The sequence below is a fragment of the Sphingobium sp. genome (assembly GCA_023266575.1).
Classification (GTDB): domain Bacteria; phylum Pseudomonadota; class Alphaproteobacteria; order Sphingomonadales; family Sphingomonadaceae; genus Sphingobium.
This window is the reverse complement of the sequence record JAHFPV010000009.1, coordinates 15668-31659: the sequence shown is the minus strand read 5'-3', so window position 1 is coordinate 31659 and position 15992 is coordinate 15668. Positions and strand designations below refer to the sequence as shown.

The window sequence follows — 15992 nt, the reverse complement described above, 5'->3', positions numbered from 1 at the left end:
TTAACGCTCAATCGTCCCGATCCGGCGGATCTTCCGCTGCAACTGCATCACGCCATAGAGCAAGGCTTCGGCAGTCGGCGGGCAACCCGGCACATAGATGTCGACCGGCACGATCCGGTCACAGCCGCGTACTACCGAATAGCTATAATGATAATAGCCACCGCCGTTCGCACACGACCCCATGGAAATCACATATTTCGGTTCCGACATCTGATCGTAAACCTTGCGCAACGCGGGAGCCATCTTGTTGCACAGCGTGCCCGCGACGATCATCACGTCGCTCTGGCGCGGGGATGCGCGCGGGGCAGCGCCGAAACGCTCCATGTCGTAACGCGGCATGTTGACGTGGATCATCTCGACCGCGCAGCAGGCCAGGCCGAACGTCATCCACCACAGCGAACCGGTGCGCGCCCAGGTGAACAGATCCTCGGTCGATGTCACCAGGAAACCCTTGTCATTCACTTCGCTGTTGAGCGAATTGAAGAAGTCCTGATCGGGCTGCGTCCCTTGCGCGGGCAATGTGCCGGGCGCCGGGCTATAGAGTTCTACTCCCAATCGAGCGCTCCCTTCTTCCACGCATAGACGAGGCCAAGCACCAGCTCCGCTATGAAAATCATCATCGTCGCCCAGCCGGCCCAGCCGATCTGGTCGAGGCTCACCGCCCAGGGAAACAGGAACGCCGCTTCAAGATCGAAGATGATGAAGAGGATCGCCACCAGATAGAAGCGGACGTCGAATTGGCTGCGCGGTTCTTCAAACGCGGGAAAGCCACATTCATATTCGCTGAGCTTGGCCGGGTCCGGCTTGTGCGCGCCGGTCAGGCGGCCCACCAGCATCGGCAGAAAGACGAATGCGCTGGAGAGCAGCAAAGCGACCCCAAGAAAGATCAGGATCGGCAGATATTGGGCAAGATCGACCAACGTTATCCCCTGGGCGAAAAGGTTGTGGGGGCGCTTTAGGCCTGCTGCATATGCGAAGCAAGGGGCCTAAAGGCTGAGAATGAATCGCAAAAAGGCCAAGTGGCTGAACCGCTTGGCCTAGATGGACCTTAGCGCAGGGCGTTGGCGACCAGCTTGTGCAATTTGCTGTGGATCGCGTCATTGCCCGCGATGATTTCCTTGCGTTCGATCGCCTGATCGCCGCCGCGGAAATCGGACACGAAACCGCCCGCTTCGCGCACCAGCAACATGCCGGCCGCAACATCCCAGGGCTGGAGGCCGCTTTCCCAGAAACCGTCATAACGGCCCGACGCCACATGGGCGAGATCGAGCGAGGCGGCACCGAAGCGGCGAATCCCCGCGACCGACGGCGCGACCGCACCGAAGATGCGGGTCCATTGCGCAAAATCGCCATGGCCCATGAAGGGTATGCCGGTCGCGATCAGACATTCGCCCATGTCGCGCCGCGCCGACACGCGCAGTCGCTGGTCATGCCGCCACGCGCCGCGGCTCTTTTCCGCCCAATAGCTTTCATCGGAAAAAGGCTGATAGACCAGACCCGTCGTAATCTCGCGCTTGCCGCCATAAAGCGGCTCCTCGACCGCGATAGAGATGGCGAAATGCGGGATGCCGTGCAGGAAATTGGTGGTGCCATCGAGCGGATCGATGATCCAGCGCGGCTTGGAGGGGTCACCCTCGATCACCCCGCCCTCTTCCAGCAGGAAACCCCAGTCGGGCCGCGCCTTCTGCAATTCCTCCACCAGCGTCTTTTCCGACTGCTGGTCGGCCTTGGACACGAAATCGGCCGGTCCCTTGCGCGACACCTGAAGATGCTCGACCTCGCCAAAGTCGCGGCGCAGCTTGGAGCCGGCCTTGCGCGCGGCGCGTTCCATGACGGTGAGAAGGCCTGAGTGGGATGCCATATTACTGTCTTTCTCCCCTCCCGCTGGCGGGAGGGGTCGGGGGAGGGCATGTTATGGAGAGGATGCGACACGCCCTCCCCTAACCCCTCCCGCAAGCGGAAGGGGGACTTTAAGGTCGCGTCAGTCCGCGCGCTTCACATATTCGCGGGCGTACACATCGACGACGATGCGCGTGCCGCTGACGATGTGCGGCGGCACCATGACGCGCACGCCATTGTCCAGGATCGCGGGCTTGTAGCTGGCAGAAGCGGTCTGCCCCTTCACCACGGCGTCGGCTTCCACCACGGTCGCTTCGATCGTGTCGGGCAACTGCACCGAAATCGGCCGCTCCTCATACATTTCCAGCGTCACTTCCATGCCGTCCTGCAGGAAGTCAGCCGCATCGCCCAGCAGTTCCTGCGGCAGATTGATCTGCTCATAGGTTTCCTGATCCATGAAAACGAGCATGTCGCCTTCGGCATAGAGATACTGGAAATCCTTGGTGTCGAGCCGGATGCGCTCGACGCTCTCGGCGGAGCGGAAGCGGACATTATTCTTGCGGCCGTCGATCAGGTTTTTCAGCTCCACCTGCATATAGGCGCCACCCTTGCCGGGCTGAGTGTGCTGAATCTTGACAGCGCGCCACAGGCCGCCCTCATATTCGATATTGTTGCCGGGACGAATGTCCACGCCGCTGATCTTCATGGGAAGAGCCTGCCTGTATGTCTGTGGTGAAAAGAGCCGCGCCTTCGTTAAAAAGGCTGGGCGGGCCAATACAGACAGACGGGCCGCAGGGCAAGAGGGGCGTCAACGCGAGCCGGTCAGCAGCGGATAGGGGTTGACCGGACGCCCGCCATGCCATGGCTCGCCCGGCGCGATGGCGTGGACCGCGAAGTGGAGATGCGGCCCCGCCGGATCGGCATTGCCGCTGCTCCCAACGCGCGCGATCCGTTCCCCCCGCCGCACCGCCAGCCCCTCGCGCACGCCGGGCGCATAGCCGTCCAGATGCGCGTAATAATAGAGGGTGCGCCGGTCTGGTGACCGCAAATAGAGAGTCCGTCCGCCTGCCTCGCTCCAGAACAGTTTTTCGATCCGACCGTCCGTCGCCGCGATCACCGCGCTGCCGCGTGGCGCCATGATGTCGATCGCGTCATGCGGCCGCGCTCCGGCGTCCCTCGCCTGCGTGAAGGTGTCAGTTAGCCCAGCGGGTGGCACACCCTCGACCGGAACAACCAAAGCCCCACCCCCGCGCTTAACGGACAGCTCTGGCCCGTCACCCGGCACGATCCGCACGCAAAAATGCGCGAAGGCGATGCACAACAACAGCGCCAACGCCGCCCAGCCCCACCTTCGCACGCTCAGCCTCACGGCTGAAACACCGCCTTCATGCCGCCTTGCACCATCTGCGCCAGCCGCGCCGCGTCCCAATTGGTCAGGCGGATGCAGCCATGGCTTTGCGTCCGGCCGATATTCTGCGGCTCCGGCGTCCCATGGATGCCATAATGATCCTTCGACAGGTCGATCCACACCACGCCCACGGGGCCGTTGGGGCCGGGTTTGAGGACGGCCTTCTCATCCTTGGCCGCCGCGTCCCAGAACAGGTCTGGATTATAATGGAAATCGGGATTGCGGCTGACGCCCTTGACCGTCCAGTTACCGATCGGCAGCGGATCATATTGCGACCCGGTCGTCGCCGGGAATTGCGCGATCATCCTGTCATCGGCGTCATAGACTTTCAGCAGCCCTTCGGACTTGTCGACCACGATACGGTCGGCCTTGGGCTGGTCCTTCGCCACTGCCAGACTGGCCAAAGTTTCACCCCAGCCACGCTCATCGCCCTCGATTGTCGCAACCGGCTGGTTGGCGACCGCTGGCACGCGGATCGTTGCCCCGCCTCCAACCTTCGTGCCGGGCTGGTTCAGCGCCACAAGCACCTCCGGCGTCGTATGAAACCGCTCCGCCAGCTTCTCCAGCAGATTGCGATAGGACAGAGCGGGCAGTTTCGCCTGCTCGTTCAACCCCTTGGGAAGCGTAGCAAACGGCCCGCGCGCAAAGCCCTCCGGCACCTGCACCAGCCAGGTCGCGGGCGGCGGCGCATCGCCCAGCAACGCCTTGGCCGTCGCCTCGTCATATTGCCCGTTGGGCGTCAGCCCGCGCGCCTCCTGAAAACCCGTCAGCGCCTTGGTGAAGGACATGCCCTCCTTGCCATCCAGCACGCCGGGCGAAAAACCCGCCCGGTCGAGCGCGACCTGCGCTTGCAGGATAGAATCCACACGCGGCGGCGCACCCGCCGGTTCGGGCTGCACGACGAAGGCATAGGGGTCAGCTACAGGCTGCGGCGCTGCCTGCTCCTCTCTTTGCGGCGCGGCGGCGCTGTCATTCGCCTCCGTCACCGACATGTTGCAAGCCGAACAGCATAAAGCCGCCACAAGCAGAGACTGTTTCAAGACGATACTCTCCCATCAAATATAGGAGAGAACGCCCCGACCCATCAAAAAGCTGCTTCGCCCCCGCTTATGCCGGTTCAAGCGCCGCCTGTGCCTTGGCCCGCGCACGCCAGGCGTGCAGCAGCGGCTCGGTATAGCCGTTGGGCTGTTCAACGCCCTCGAACACCAGCGCCCGCGCAGCCTGAAAGGCCAGGCTTTCCGCCTCCCGCCCGCTCATCGGCTGATAGAGCGGATCGCCCGCATTTTGCGCATCGACCTTCGCTGCCATCCGCGTGAGCGCCGCATCGACCTGCTCTGCCGTGCAGACGCCATGCAGCAGCCAGTTGGCCATATGCTGCGATGAAATGCGCAACGTCGCGCGATCCTCCATCAAGCCGATGTCGTGAATGTCGGGAACCTTGGAACAGCCGACCCCCTGGTCGATCCAGCGGACGACATAGCCCAACATGCCCTGCGCATTATTGTCCAGTTCCTGCGCAATCTCTTCCTCCGACCAGTTGCGCCCGGTCGCGACGGGAATCGCCAGCAGCCGGTCGAGCGATGCGATCCCCTCCGCCTTGCGCGCCTCCTGCCGGGCAAACACGTCGATCCGGTGATAATGGGTCGCGTGCAGCGTCGCCGCGGTCGGCGAAGGCACCCAGGCCGTGTTCGCCCCCGTTTTGGGATGCCCGGCCTTCTGCTCCAGCATGTCGGCCATCCGGTCCGGCGCGGCCCACATCCCCTTGCCTATCTGCGCCCGGCCCGACAATCCGCAGGCAAGGCCGATCTGGACATTGCGATCCTCATAGGCCGCGATCCAGTCGCTGCTCTTCATCTCGCCCTTGCGGATCATCGGTCCGGCCTGCATCGACGTGTGCATCTCGTCCCCGGTGCGATCGAGGAAGCCGGTGTTGATAAAGACGATCCGGTCGCGGACGGCATGGATGCAGGCGGCGAGGTTCGCCGACGTGCGCCGTTCCTCATCCATGACGCCGACTTTCAGCGTATGGCGGGTCATGCCCAGCATGTCCTCGATGGCGTCGAACAGGCTGTTGGTGAAGGCCGCCTCCTCCGGCCCGTGCATCTTGGGCTTGACGATATAAACGCTGCCCGCGCGGCTGTTGCCGCCATCCCGCGCCAGATCGTGCATCGCGATCAGGCTGGTGACGATGCCGTCCAATATGCCTTCTGGCGCCTCCTCGCCATCGCGCAGGCAGATGGCAGGCGTCGTCATCAGATGGCCGACATTGCGGACGAACAGCAGGCTGCGCCCCGGCAGGGTGAAGCCGTTGCCGTCCGGCGCTGTGTAGGCACGGTCGGGGTTGAGCGCGCGAGTCATCATCGCCCCGCCCTTCTCGAACGTCTCGGTCAGGTCGCCCTTCATCAGCCCCAGCCAATTGGCATAGGCGGCAACCTTATCCGCCGCATCGACCGCCGCGATCGAATCCTCCAGATCGCAGATCGCGGTCAGCGCCGACTCCAATATGACATCGGAAATACCCGCCGGATCGGTCGCGCCGATCGGATGCGCGCTATCGAAAACAACTTCGATATGCAGGCCATGGTGGCGGAACAGACGCCCCTTGGCGCTCCGCCCCAGATATTGCGCGGAGTCGGCCAGAATGATCTCGTCACTCGCCAGATCAGCCCAGCTACCATTGGCCAGCGGAATAGCCTCGTCCAGAAACGCCTTGGCCCATGCAATGACCTGCGCCCCGCGCGCAGCATCATAGCCCTTGCCCGCAGCCGCGCCGGGAATCGCATCGGTGCCATAGAGCGCGTCATAGAGGCTACCCCAGCGCGCATTGGCCGCGTTCAGCAGGAAGCGGGCATTGAGAATGGGAACGACCAGCTGCGGCCCGGCCAACCGCGCAACCTCATCATCGACATTCTCGCTACCGATCATGAAGGGGGCGGGCTCGGCGACCAGATAGCCAATATCCCGCAAAAACGCCTGATAAGCCACACGATCATGCGGCTGCCCGGCGCGCTGCTCATGCCAGCTGTCGATCTGCGCCTGTATCGTGTCGCGTTTGCGCAGCAACGCGATATTGTCGGGCGTGAAACGCGCGACAATATCCGCCGCCCCGGCCCAGAAAGCGTCAGGTGCGATCCCGGTGCCGGGCAGCGCCTGACTGTCGATAAAATCGGCGAGCGATGCTGCGACCTGAAGGCCGGCCCTGTCGATCATGCGTTCGGTCATCATTCCACTCCTTGATTGCCGACATGCATAGAGTTTTTCAATTATGTCGTATATTCACTATTATTCGAACATAGTATTTCCCATGGTGAATGAATATGATGGACCCGGACCATGAACTGTTCACGACCATAGTGGACGAAGGCGGCCTCGCCGCGGCTGGTCGCCGCCTGCATATTTCGCCTGCCATGATGTCCAAGCGCCTCGCCCGGCTGGAGGAGCGGCTGGGTGCGCGGCTGATCCATCGCACCACCCGCCGCCTGGCCCTCACCCCGGCAGGCGAGCGGCTCCATGCCGATTTGCGCACTATATTGGCCGCGCTCGACGAAGCCGAACGGCGCGTGTCGGGCGTGTCGGCGGTCGCCGCAGGGCCGCTGCGCATCACCGCCCCCACATCCTTTGGTCGCCTCCATCTAGCCCCCTGGCTGCCCCGCTTCCTCGACGATCATCCCCGTGTCGACCTGACGCTCAACCTGTCCGATGATTTTGCCGACCTGATCGAAGCACGCGCGGACCTTGCCATCCGTATCACTGCCGATCCCGGCCCGACGCTCACCGCCCGTCGCCTCGCGACCAACCGCCGGATTCTGTGCGCCGCCCCCGCCTATCTCGACCGCTTCGGCACACCTCGCCGGATCGCCGAACTCAAAAGGCACCGTCTGCTCGCTGCCGACGGCCAGATGCCCTGGCGGCTGGTCGGGCCGAAGGGACCCGTCATGGTGGAGGGGCGCAGCCACGTCCGCACCAACAGCAGCGAAGTCGTCCGCGAAATCGCGCTGGCCGGCGGCGGCATTGCGCTGCGTTCGCTCTGGGATATTAGCGAAGCCCTGGCACGCGGCGAAGTTCGGCAGATTTTGCCGGATTTTGAGGGGTCAGCGGACGTCGGCCTGTTCGCCGTGCAATTGCCCCAGCATAATCCGCCGCTCGCCATCACCGCCTTCGTCGATTTTCTTGCCCAACTCTACGCCCCGACCCCGCCTTGGGAGCGCACGGCCATTGCCCCCGGCGCGTCGCGCCTCTAAGGGCATCGCATGGACGATAATACCCGCCGCGCCGCCCTCGACTATCACCGCTTTCCCCGGCCCGGAAAGCTGCGCATCGAACCGACCAAGCGAATGGTCAACCAGCGCGATCTGGCGCTGGCCTATTCGCCCGGTGTCGCCGCGCCCTGCATGGAGATCGCTGCCGATCCCGACAAGGCGCTCGATTATACCGCGCGCGGCAATCTGGTCGCGGTCATCACCAACGGCACCGCCGTCCTTGGCCTTGGCGCGATCGGCGCACTTGCGTCCAAGCCGGTGATGGAGGGCAAGGCGGTCCTCTTCAAGAAATTCGCCGACATCGATGTGTTCGACATTGAAATCGACACGACCGACGCCGACAAATTCGTCGAGGCCGTCGCGCTGATGGAGCCGACCTTCGGCGGCATCAACCTCGAAGATATCAAGGCGCCCGAATGTTTCGCGATCGAGGCGCGGCTGAAAGAACGGATGAATATCCCGGTCTTTCATGACGATCAGCATGGCACCGCCATCGTCGTCGCCGCCGCCGTGCGCAACGCGCTGGTGTTGCAGGGCAAGACTTTGGCCGACGCCAAGCTGGTGACGTCTGGTGCGGGCGCGGCGGCGCTGGCCTGCGTCGATCTGCTCGTGTCGATGGGCCTACCGGTCGACAATGTCACGATGACCGACAAGGACGGCGTCATCCATTCGGGCCGCGAAGGGATGCTGCCCAACATGGCGCGCTACGCCCGCGTCACCAACGCCCGGACCCTGCCCGACGTGCTGCCCGGTGCCAACCTGTTCCTCGGCCTCTCCGCGCCTGGCGTGTTGAAGCCGGAATGGCTGCCGCTGATGGCGCCTAACCCGCTGATCTTCGCGCTCGCCAACCCGGAACCCGAAATCCGCCCCGAAGCCGCGCGCGAAGTCCGCCCCGACGCGATCATCGCGACTGGCCGCTCGGACTATCCCAATCAGGTCAACAACGTCCTGTGCTTCCCCTATATCTTCCGCGGCGCGCTGGACGTCGGCGCGACCCAGATCAACGAAGCGATGAAGGCCGCCGCCGCCGAAGCCATTGCCGGTCTCGCCCGCCTGCCCGCGCATGACAGCGTGGCGCAGGCCTATGGCGGCCAGAAACTGGTGTTCGGCCCGGACTATATCATCCCCACCCCATTCGACCCGCGCCTGATCGCGGAGATCGCCCCCGCCGTGGCGAAAGCAGCGATGGACAGCGGCGTCGCCCGCCGCCCGATCGACCTGGAGGACTATAAGCGCAGCCTGTCGCGCCAGAGCGCCCGGTCCGGCCAGCTGATGATGCCGGTGTTCGAGGCCGCCCGCGGTGGCAGCCGCCGCATCGCCTATGGCGAAGGCGAGGATGAGCGCGTACTGCGCGCCATTCAGGACGCGCTGGACGAAGGCATTGTCCGCCCCGTCATCGTCGCGCGCCGCCGCATCCTGAACCAGAAGCTGCCCGACCTTGGCCTGCGTTTCCAGCTGGACCGCGATGTCGAGGTGATCGACCCCGAAACCGATCATCTGGTCATGGGCGAACTGGTCGAAGCCTATCGCGCCGTCGCCTCGCGCCGGGGCGTGCCCGCCGCCGAAGTCATCCGCCATGTCTATCGCCGCCCGACCGTGACGGCCGCCTTGTTGCTGCGCACCGGGCGGGTCGATGCCGCGCTGGTGGGCGGCAACAGCGAATATTGGGGCCAGGTCGAACATGTGATGCGCATCATCGACCGGGTGCCGGGGCAGAGCCGCGTCTATGCGCTGTCGGGCCTGATCCTGGACGCAGGCGCTTTGTTCATCACCGACACCCATATGGTGCCCGATCCGACGCCTGAACAAATTGCCGAAATGACCCTGCTGGCGGCGACCGAATTGCTCAATTTCGGTCTGACCCCGCGCGCAGCCCTGCTGTCCCACTCCAATTTCGGCGCATCGCACAGCAACAGCGCGCGCAAGATGCGATCGGCACTCAAGCTGGTCCGCGAAGCCGCGCCCGAACTGATGGTCGATGGCGAAATGCACGCCGACGCGGCGCTCAGCCAGTCGTTGCGTGAGCGCCTCATCCCCGACTCGCGCTTTGAAGGCCCGGCCAATCTGCTGGTCATGCCCAATCTGGACGCAGCCAACATCACGTTGACGGCGCTCTCCGCCTCCTCCAGCTCGCCCACAGTCGGGCCGATGCTGATGGGCCTCAAGCAACCGATCCATGTGCTGACGCCCGGCGTCACCTCGCGCGGCATTCTCAACCTCACCGCCATCGCGGCGGCGGAAGTCGCACGCGAAGGCTGAGCTTAACCTTTTGGCGCTAAGATCGCGCCGACTGGACATAAGCGAGGACGGACATGGCGGGATTGCTCAAGGCGCTGGCGAAAAGCGCCGGACCCAAGCTGGCGATCGGCGCAGCGCTGGCGGGCGTCGGCCTGCTGGTGACCAACTGGATCGACCGGCCCGCCGCCGAAGAAACGGTGCCCGTTGCCCAGCCGGTCGCCGCATCCACCCCCACGCCCGCAAAGCCGGTAGAACGGAGCAGCGATCAGGGCATGGCGGTCGATCCCGCAGCGCTGCGGGTCAAGCGCGTGCTGAAGATCGACGGCCCGTTCCGCCATGGCGACTTTGCCTGGGACGAAAATGGCGCGCCCGCGACCGGCCCGGTCATCATCACCGTGGACCTGCGCGCGCAAACCCTGTCGGTGTTCCGCGCCGGTTACGAGATTGGCGCCGCCGTCATCCTCTATGGCGCAACCGACAAGCCCAGTCCTCTGGGTGCCTTCCCGATCATGGCCAAACATGCCGACTATTATTCGCGCACCTACGACAATGCCCCCATGCCCTTCGCGCAGCGCCTGACCAACGATGGCGTGTTCATCCACGGCAGCGACGTGCAATGGGGCCGCGGCACCCATGGCTGCATCGGTGTACCGAAGGAATTTGCCCAAAAACTGTTCGGTGTCACCAAACCGGGCGACCTCGTCGTCATCACCAACGGCAAGATGCTGGACGTCAGCAAGGCGCAGGTCGGCGGTTAATCCACATTGCGCGCCATGACGACGCACTTGCAATAAACTCACCCACTCCGACCCTTGACCAGCGTTGTCACCGGGTCCATTTGCCACGCTCACCCTTTATTGCATTGCAGCATGGAGCTGGCCATGGGCAGTCCCCGCCCCACCGCGCATCCCGCGCTCGTCCTTTTCGCATTGTCGGTCGGTGCTTTCGCCATCGGCACGACCGAATTTGCGGCGATGAGCCTGCTGCCTTTCTTCGCCCGCGACCTGAGCATTGATGCGCCGACCGCGGGTCATGCGATCAGCGCCTATGCGCTCGGCGTCGTAGCCGGCGCACCAGTGATCGCGGCTTTCGGCGCGCGCCTGCCGCGCCGCACCCTGCTGATCGGCCTGATGGCGATGTTTGCGGTCGGCAACGGCCTCTCCGCCCTCTCGCCCAGCTATGGCTGGATGCTGGCCTTCCGTTTCCTGAGCGGTGTGCCGCACGGCGCCTATTTTGGCGTCGCCGCGCTGGTGGCGGCCAGTCTGGTGCCGATCGAAAAGCGCGCGCAGGCGATCGCACGGGTCATGTCGGGCCTGACCATCGCCACCGTCATCGGCGTGCCGGTCGCCAACTGGATGGGACAGGCGATGGGCTGGCGATCCGGCTTCTTCGTCGTCACCGCCCTCGCCATCGCCACGATGACGCTGGTGGCGCTTTACGCCCCGCGCGACGCGGGCGATCCCAAAGCAAGTCCCGCACGCGAACTGGGCGCGCTGGCCAAACCGCAAGTCTGGCTGACGCTGCTGACCGGCGCGATCGGCTTTGGCGGCCTGTTCGCCGTCTATACCTATGTCGCATCGACCATGATGGAGATCACCCACGTATCCCCGGCCTGGGTGCCGGTGGTGCTGGCCATTTTCGGCATTGGCCTGACGATCGGCAATCTCGTCTCGGCCTGGCTCGCCGACCGCTCGCTTAACCGCACCGTCATCGGCGTCACCCTGTGGAGCGCCGCTGCGCTGGCCCTCTTCCCCTTCATGGCGGGCAACATCTGGACGCTGTGCCTCAGCATCTTCCTGATCGGCGCGGGTGGTGGCCTCGGCACGCCGTTGCAGGCGCGGCTGATGGACGTGTCGGGCGACGCACAGACGCTGGCAGCGGCGCTCCACCATAGTGCCTTCAACATCGCCAATGCGCTTGGCCCATGGCTGGGCGGCCTGTCGATCGCGGCGGGCTATGGCCTGACCTCCACCGGCTGGATCGGCGCGGCGCTAGCGCTGGGTGGCCTTGGCGTCTTTCTGCTGTCGATCATGCTGCAACGGCGCACGACGCGCCTTGTCGCCATTCCCTGCGAATAAGCCGCTTCCGCCCCGACCCGTCGCCGTTTAAGGCGGGACCATGACCGATCAGGCAAGAGAAAGTGCGCTGCAAGAGGCGGCCATCGCAGCGTTACGGCGCGGGGAAGCCGCCGTCGCGCGGGCCGCATTGAACGACATGGCCGCCCCACCGCCCATGCTGCTGGCGCAGGCGTGCAACCGCACCGGCGACTGGGACGGCGAAGCCGCCGCGCTCCAGCACATATTGCGCGACCAGCCGCGCGATCTGCCCGCCATGCTGGCAATGGGCCAGAACGCCCTGCGGCGCGGCGATGATCGGGAGGCAACCCGCTGGTGCCGCGCCGCCGTCGCGCAGGCCGCCGCGACCGGCGCGCCGCCCCAGCTCCAGCCGATGCTGCTCCAGGCACAGGCCATCCTGAATAACGCCAGTGCCCGGTTCGAGGATCATCTGAGCGCCGCCATCCACGACCTGCCAACCCTGCCGCGCATCACCCAGGCGACCAACCTGCTGCTGGGCAAGAGCCAGCTCTACCTCCAGCAACCCAGCATGTTCTATTTCCCCGGCCTGCCCCAGCGCGCCTTTTACGAACGCAGCGAGTTCGACTGGGTCGCGCCGATCGAAGCGATGACCGGTAACATGGTGGCAGAACTGAACGCCGTGCGCGCGGGCGCGCCCGACTTTGCCCCCTATGTCGAAACCCCGTCCAACGGCCCCGCCCCCAACAATCCGCTGCGCGACGATCCCAGTTGGGGCGCCTATTATTTCTGGCAGGGCGGCGCGCCCGTCACGGATCATGCCGCCCGCTGCCCCGCCGTCATGGCCGCGCTGGCCTTTGCACCCATGCCGGTCATCACCGGCCGATCGCCCATGGCGCTCTGGTCGCTGCTCAAGCCCGGCACCCATATCCAGCCGCACCATGGCCTGCTCAACACCCGGCTGATCTGCCACCTGCCTCTGCTCGTCCCCGAAGGCTGCGCGCTGCGTGTCGGCGCGGAAACCCGCGCCTGGCGGCCCGGCGAAATGCTGATTTTCGACGACAGCGTGGAACATGAAGCCTGGAACCGCAGCACCGACACCCGCGTCGTCCTGCTGTTCGAAGTCTGGCGTCCCGAAATCAGCCCCGAAGAACGCGAAGCGCTCACCCGGCTGTTCGAGGCGATCGACCAGTTCGGCCCGGCCCAGATCGACACGGGCGGTTAGAGCCAGGGCTTTGCAGAACGCCGCGACGCGGCTATCAAAAATCCAAAGGGAGAGGATGACCGGGGCATAACCCTGTATCGGACATGCCATGCCCCCTGCCTCTGCGACCCTCGCGCCCCGCCCGCACAATCTGGCCGAAGATGGCTATGCGATTGCCATTGGGTGCGCCTTCATCGCCATGGGGCTGATGCTGCTCAAGGCCGCCAATCTGGTGACCGGCGGCATGGCGGGCATTGCGCTGCTGCTCTCCTATCTTATGCCCTATCCGCCCGCGACCCTGTTCCTGCTGATCAACATCCCCTTCTTCCTCTTTGCCGGGCGTGCGATGGGGGTGGCCTTCGGTCTCAAGACTTTGTTCGCCAATCTGGCGATCATGGCGATGGGGCTGATGATGCCATCGGCGCTGCGTCTGGCGCAGGTCAGCCCGCTCTTCGCCGCGCTGTTCGGCGGCTCGATCATCGGCTTCGGCATTCTTGCCATCGCTCGCCATGGCGCAGGCGTCGGCGGCCTCGGCGTCATCGCACTGCTGCTCCAGAAACGGCGGGGATGGAATGCGGGGCGAACCCAGATGCTGGGCGACGCGCTGATCCTGTTCGCCTCGCTCCCCTTGCTCAGCCTCGACCGCTTCGCCCTGTCGATCCTCTCAGCCGCCGCCATCAACGCGGTGCTGATCGTCAACCATCGGCCCGGACGCTATATCGGTTATTGAGGCTCACATAGCGCATCGCCGTCCCGGTCGCGGGCACGCAACGCGCTGGCCGCATCATTGGCGATCCGCGGGAAGCTCACCCCCTCCAGCGTACCGCGCCCTTCGCACAGGTCCGCGCAGGCCATATCAACCACGCCGGGCAGCGCCACCTGATCGCCATCATATTGCGCCACGACGATGCAACGGTCGCCACCGGAAAAGCTCAGGATCAGCTTGTCGCCCGTGCGGCGCGCCTGGCCCCGGCCCCGGCAGCTTTGCTCCTCGCCGAAATTGGCCTCCAGCCCGAACCGCAGCGCGCCGCTTTTGCCGGGGATGACGCACAGCGCGTCGCGCCCGGCCTCATGATCACGCTGGAACAGCCCGACCGGGGAAATTGCCGCCGCATCCGCAATCGCGCCGCTGGCGATCGCCGCCTGCTCCAGGCCCGACGCTGCGACGCCACCCGTCACCGGTCCAGCATCGCTGGCCGGTTCACGCTGACACGCCGCCAGCAACAATAGCAGGACAGCGCTAGTCCGCCGCATCGACCGCCATAAGCCCGTCCGCACCCACCCGGCGGAAGAAGCAGGACCGCGCGCCCGTGTGGCATGTCGGCCCCGCCGGCACCGCCTTCACCCACACGGCATCCTGATCGCAATCGATCCGAATATCGCGGACCTCCAGCATATGCCCGGACGTCTCGCCCTTCTTCCACAATGATTTGCGACTACGCGACCAGAAATGGGCAAGGCCGGTTTCGACCGTCAGCGCCAGCGCCTGCGCATTCATATGCGCCACCATCAGCACGTCGCCGCTGGCCACATCGGTGACCACCGCGGTGATCAGGCCATGGTCGTCATATTTGGGATTAAGGGTCAGCCCTGTGTCGCGCGCATCGGTCATGCCGGGGCTATAGAGCGCAATCGTGATGCTGCGAAGCCCCTTCCCGCCTGCCCGGCGAATATGCCGGGATCAGGCCAGGAAAAGTGAAAATGGGGCGATCGAGGGGTCTTGAACCCCCGACCTCCGGTACCACAAACCGGCGCTCTAACCAACTGAGCTACGATCGCCACAACACTTGCTGGGGCACTTGGCCCCGCGAGAAGTGGGCACATATGCGGCGGATAACCGGGCGTCAAGCAGGCAATTGCACCCGCGCCATCTTTCGCCGGGGTTACAGCCCCGCCGCCTTCATCTGCGCGCGCAGCCTGACCAGCGTCCGCTCCGGCACGCGCGGCCGTTCTTCCGCCGCTTTGCCCTTGCGCAGCCGCTCGCGCGCCTTTTCCGGCGGATTGACCACCCGCACCCGCACCGCAACCTGCCCCTGCGCGCGCATCCCCAATTGCTCGGCCGCCCCGCGCGACAGGTCGATCACCCGTCCCTTGCCCGCAAACGGCCCGCGATCATTGACCCGCACGATGATGGTGCGTCCGCTGTCCAGCGCCGTGACCTCGACATAGCTGGGCAGCGGCAGGCTGGTATGCGCCGCCGTCACCCAGTCAGGCCGGAACCGCTCGCCATTGGCGGTGCGGTTGCCCGATTCCGATCCGTACCAGCTGGCATAGCCCAGCATGTCATAAGCCGGATCGGCAGCCGGCACATAAGTGACGCCGCGCACCGTATAAGGCGGGCCGATCCTGACCGGCACATCGCGCACCGGACGGTAATCGCCGCCTGCACACGCCGACAGGGCCAGTGCCAGACCCAGCGCGCCTGCGCTCCCCCATCTACCTTTCATGCCACCCCGACACGCCACATCGCCCTACCAAAAGAAAAGGGGCGAAAGCTGCATCAGCCTTCACCCCCTTGCCCAGACATACATGCGCGCCTGGGGCTGTCCCCTGTGGCAACGCTACTCTCCTAAATGCTTTCCGGCCGCGACACCGGTTTTGGTCAGACGTGAGCGCTCACCCAATGGCAAGCGCCCGGACCGTCAGTTGACCGAATCCTTGAGGCCCTTGCCGGCCTTGAACTTGGGCTGGGCCGAAGCCTTGATCGTCATCGTCTCGCCGGTGCGCGGGTTGCGACCGGTCGAAGCCTTGCGCTGCGAAACGGAAAAAGTACCAAAACCAACCAGGCGCACTTCGTCGCCCTTCTTCAACGCGCCAGTGATGGCGTCGAATACACCTTCGACGGCCTTGCTGGCGTCGCTTTTGCTGAGACCGCTGCTGTCGGCGACAGCGCTGATAAGATCCTGCTTGTTCATGCCTTGGGAACCCCCTTGTGCTATTTGGTTGTTTAGGAATCGCGGCGTAGGCGGCGCAATAAGGCGCAGCTTCCAGCGCCTGTCAAAGGGAAAGCG

At 64.8% G+C, this 15992-nt stretch carries 17 protein-coding genes and 1 tRNA gene; 6 read left to right on the top strand and 12 right to left on the bottom strand.

Going from position 1 to position 15992, the window contains the following annotated elements; translation table 11 throughout:
* The 7 genes from Q0D44_RS10365 to Q0D44_RS10335 form a co-directional block, all read right to left on the bottom strand.
* Positions 1-555 (bottom strand): NADH-quinone oxidoreductase subunit B, encoded by a 555-nt coding sequence (locus tag Q0D44_RS10365; RefSeq protein ID WP_294136303.1) that lies wholly within the window; start codon positions 553-555, stop codon positions 1-3.
* Entirely contained in the window at positions 546-920 is a 375-nt protein-coding gene (locus Q0D44_RS10360; RefSeq protein ID WP_006959701.1) for an NADH-quinone oxidoreductase subunit A, read from the bottom strand. Before Q0D44_RS10360 ends, Q0D44_RS10365 begins: the two co-directional genes overlap by 10 nt.
* Before the next feature lie 128 nt (positions 921-1048).
* On the bottom strand, positions 1049-1861 hold the full coding sequence (locus tag Q0D44_RS10355; RefSeq protein WP_294136301.1) for an inositol monophosphatase family protein: 813 nt from the start codon (positions 1859-1861) through the stop codon (positions 1049-1051).
* 120 nt (positions 1862-1981) lie between these two features.
* Entirely contained in the window at positions 1982-2545 is a 564-nt protein-coding gene (gene efp / locus Q0D44_RS10350) for an elongation factor P (protein WP_119743854.1), read from the bottom strand.
* 102 nt (positions 2546-2647) lie between these two features.
* Complete coding sequence (locus Q0D44_RS10345; protein ID WP_294136501.1) at positions 2648-3202, bottom strand: M23 family metallopeptidase; 555 nt, start codon at positions 3200-3202, stop codon at positions 2648-2650.
* A gap of 2 nt (positions 3203-3204) precedes the next feature.
* Positions 3205-4287, bottom strand: coding sequence for a L,D-transpeptidase family protein (locus Q0D44_RS10340; protein WP_294136295.1), 1083 nt, complete (start codon positions 4285-4287; stop codon positions 3205-3207).
* A gap of 67 nt (positions 4288-4354) precedes the next feature.
* Entirely contained in the window at positions 4355-6469 is a 2115-nt protein-coding gene (locus Q0D44_RS10335; RefSeq protein WP_294136500.1) for a malate synthase G, read from the bottom strand.
* A gap of 95 nt (positions 6470-6564) precedes the next feature.
* Here Q0D44_RS10335 and Q0D44_RS10330 point away from each other — a divergent pair, with 95 nt between their 5' ends.
* From Q0D44_RS10330 to Q0D44_RS10305, 6 genes are all read left to right on the top strand, one after another.
* Positions 6565-7488, top strand: coding sequence for a LysR family transcriptional regulator (locus tag Q0D44_RS10330; RefSeq protein WP_294136293.1), 924 nt, complete (start codon positions 6565-6567; stop codon positions 7486-7488).
* 9 nt (positions 7489-7497) lie between these two features.
* Positions 7498-9765: an NADP-dependent malic enzyme gene (locus Q0D44_RS10325; RefSeq protein WP_294136291.1), complete on the top strand. Its 2268-nt coding sequence runs from the start codon at positions 7498-7500 to the stop codon at positions 9763-9765.
* 53 nt (positions 9766-9818) lie between these two features.
* On the top strand, positions 9819-10502 hold the full coding sequence (locus tag Q0D44_RS10320) for a L,D-transpeptidase family protein (RefSeq protein WP_294136289.1): 684 nt from the start codon (positions 9819-9821) through the stop codon (positions 10500-10502).
* Positions 10503-10613: 111 nt separating this feature from the next.
* Complete coding sequence (locus Q0D44_RS10315) at positions 10614-11822, top strand: MFS transporter (protein ID WP_294136287.1); 1209 nt, start codon at positions 10614-10616, stop codon at positions 11820-11822.
* Between the two features lie 40 nt (positions 11823-11862).
* Positions 11863-13002: an aspartyl/asparaginyl beta-hydroxylase domain-containing protein gene (locus Q0D44_RS10310; RefSeq protein WP_294136286.1), complete on the top strand. Its 1140-nt coding sequence runs from the start codon at positions 11863-11865 to the stop codon at positions 13000-13002.
* A gap of 88 nt (positions 13003-13090) precedes the next feature.
* Positions 13091-13711 carry a YitT family protein gene (locus Q0D44_RS10305; RefSeq protein ID WP_294136284.1) on the top strand — a complete coding sequence of 207 codons (621 nt, stop codon included), beginning with the start codon at positions 13091-13093 and terminating at the stop codon, positions 13709-13711.
* On the opposite strand, the gene Q0D44_RS10300 is transcribed toward Q0D44_RS10305, so the two are convergent.
* The 5 genes from Q0D44_RS10300 to Q0D44_RS10280 form a co-directional block, all read right to left on the bottom strand.
* Entirely contained in the window at positions 13705-14235 is a 531-nt protein-coding gene (locus Q0D44_RS10300) for a hypothetical protein (protein ID WP_294136282.1), read from the bottom strand. The two genes, Q0D44_RS10305 and Q0D44_RS10300, sit on opposite strands and share 7 nt — an antisense overlap.
* Entirely contained in the window at positions 14222-14593 is a 372-nt protein-coding gene (gene hisI, locus Q0D44_RS10295) for a phosphoribosyl-AMP cyclohydrolase (protein ID WP_294136280.1), read from the bottom strand. Before hisI ends, Q0D44_RS10300 begins: the two co-directional genes overlap by 14 nt.
* Before the next feature lie 90 nt (positions 14594-14683).
* Positions 14684-14760: transfer RNA gene (locus Q0D44_RS10290), tRNA-His, on the bottom strand.
* Between the two features lie 104 nt (positions 14761-14864).
* Entirely contained in the window at positions 14865-15428 is a 564-nt protein-coding gene (locus Q0D44_RS10285) for a septal ring lytic transglycosylase RlpA family protein (protein ID WP_294136278.1), read from the bottom strand.
* A gap of 195 nt (positions 15429-15623) precedes the next feature.
* On the bottom strand, positions 15624-15896 hold the full coding sequence (locus Q0D44_RS10280) for an HU family DNA-binding protein (protein WP_006959670.1): 273 nt from the start codon (positions 15894-15896) through the stop codon (positions 15624-15626).
* Between the last annotated feature and the right edge of the window lie 96 nt (positions 15897-15992).

Bases quoted from the DNA above. Each gene is read 5' to 3' on its own strand.
- Q0D44_RS10355 (WP_294136301.1), bottom strand. From the start codon at position 1,861: ATGGCATCCCACTCAGGCCTTCTCACCGTCATGGAACGCGCCGCGCGC.
- efp (WP_119743854.1), bottom strand. From the start codon at position 2,545: ATGAAGATCAGCGGCGTGGACATTCGTCCCGGCAACAATATCGAATAT.
- Q0D44_RS10335 (WP_294136500.1), bottom strand. From the start codon at position 6,469: ATGACCGAACGCATGATCGACAGGGCCGGCCTTCAGGTCGCAGCATCG.
- Q0D44_RS10330 (WP_294136293.1), top strand. From the start codon at position 6,565: ATGATGGACCCGGACCATGAACTGTTCACGACCATAGTGGACGAAGGC.
- Q0D44_RS10325 (WP_294136291.1), top strand. From the start codon at position 7,498: ATGGACGATAATACCCGCCGCGCCGCCCTCGACTATCACCGCTTTCCC.
- Q0D44_RS10320 (WP_294136289.1), top strand. From the start codon at position 9,819: ATGGCGGGATTGCTCAAGGCGCTGGCGAAAAGCGCCGGACCCAAGCTG.
- Q0D44_RS10315 (WP_294136287.1), top strand. From the start codon at position 10,614: ATGGAGCTGGCCATGGGCAGTCCCCGCCCCACCGCGCATCCCGCGCTC.
- Q0D44_RS10310 (WP_294136286.1), top strand. From the start codon at position 11,863: ATGACCGATCAGGCAAGAGAAAGTGCGCTGCAAGAGGCGGCCATCGCA.
- Q0D44_RS10305 (WP_294136284.1), top strand. From the start codon at position 13,091: ATGCCCCCTGCCTCTGCGACCCTCGCGCCCCGCCCGCACAATCTGGCC.
- Q0D44_RS10300 (WP_294136282.1), bottom strand. From the start codon at position 14,235: ATGCGGCGGACTAGCGCTGTCCTGCTATTGTTGCTGGCGGCGTGTCAG.
- hisI (WP_294136280.1), bottom strand. From the start codon at position 14,593: ATGACCGATGCGCGCGACACAGGGCTGACCCTTAATCCCAAATATGAC.
- Q0D44_RS10285 (WP_294136278.1), bottom strand. From the start codon at position 15,428: ATGAAAGGTAGATGGGGGAGCGCAGGCGCGCTGGGTCTGGCACTGGCC.
- Q0D44_RS10280 (WP_006959670.1), bottom strand. From the start codon at position 15,896: ATGAACAAGCAGGATCTTATCAGCGCTGTCGCCGACAGCAGCGGTCTC.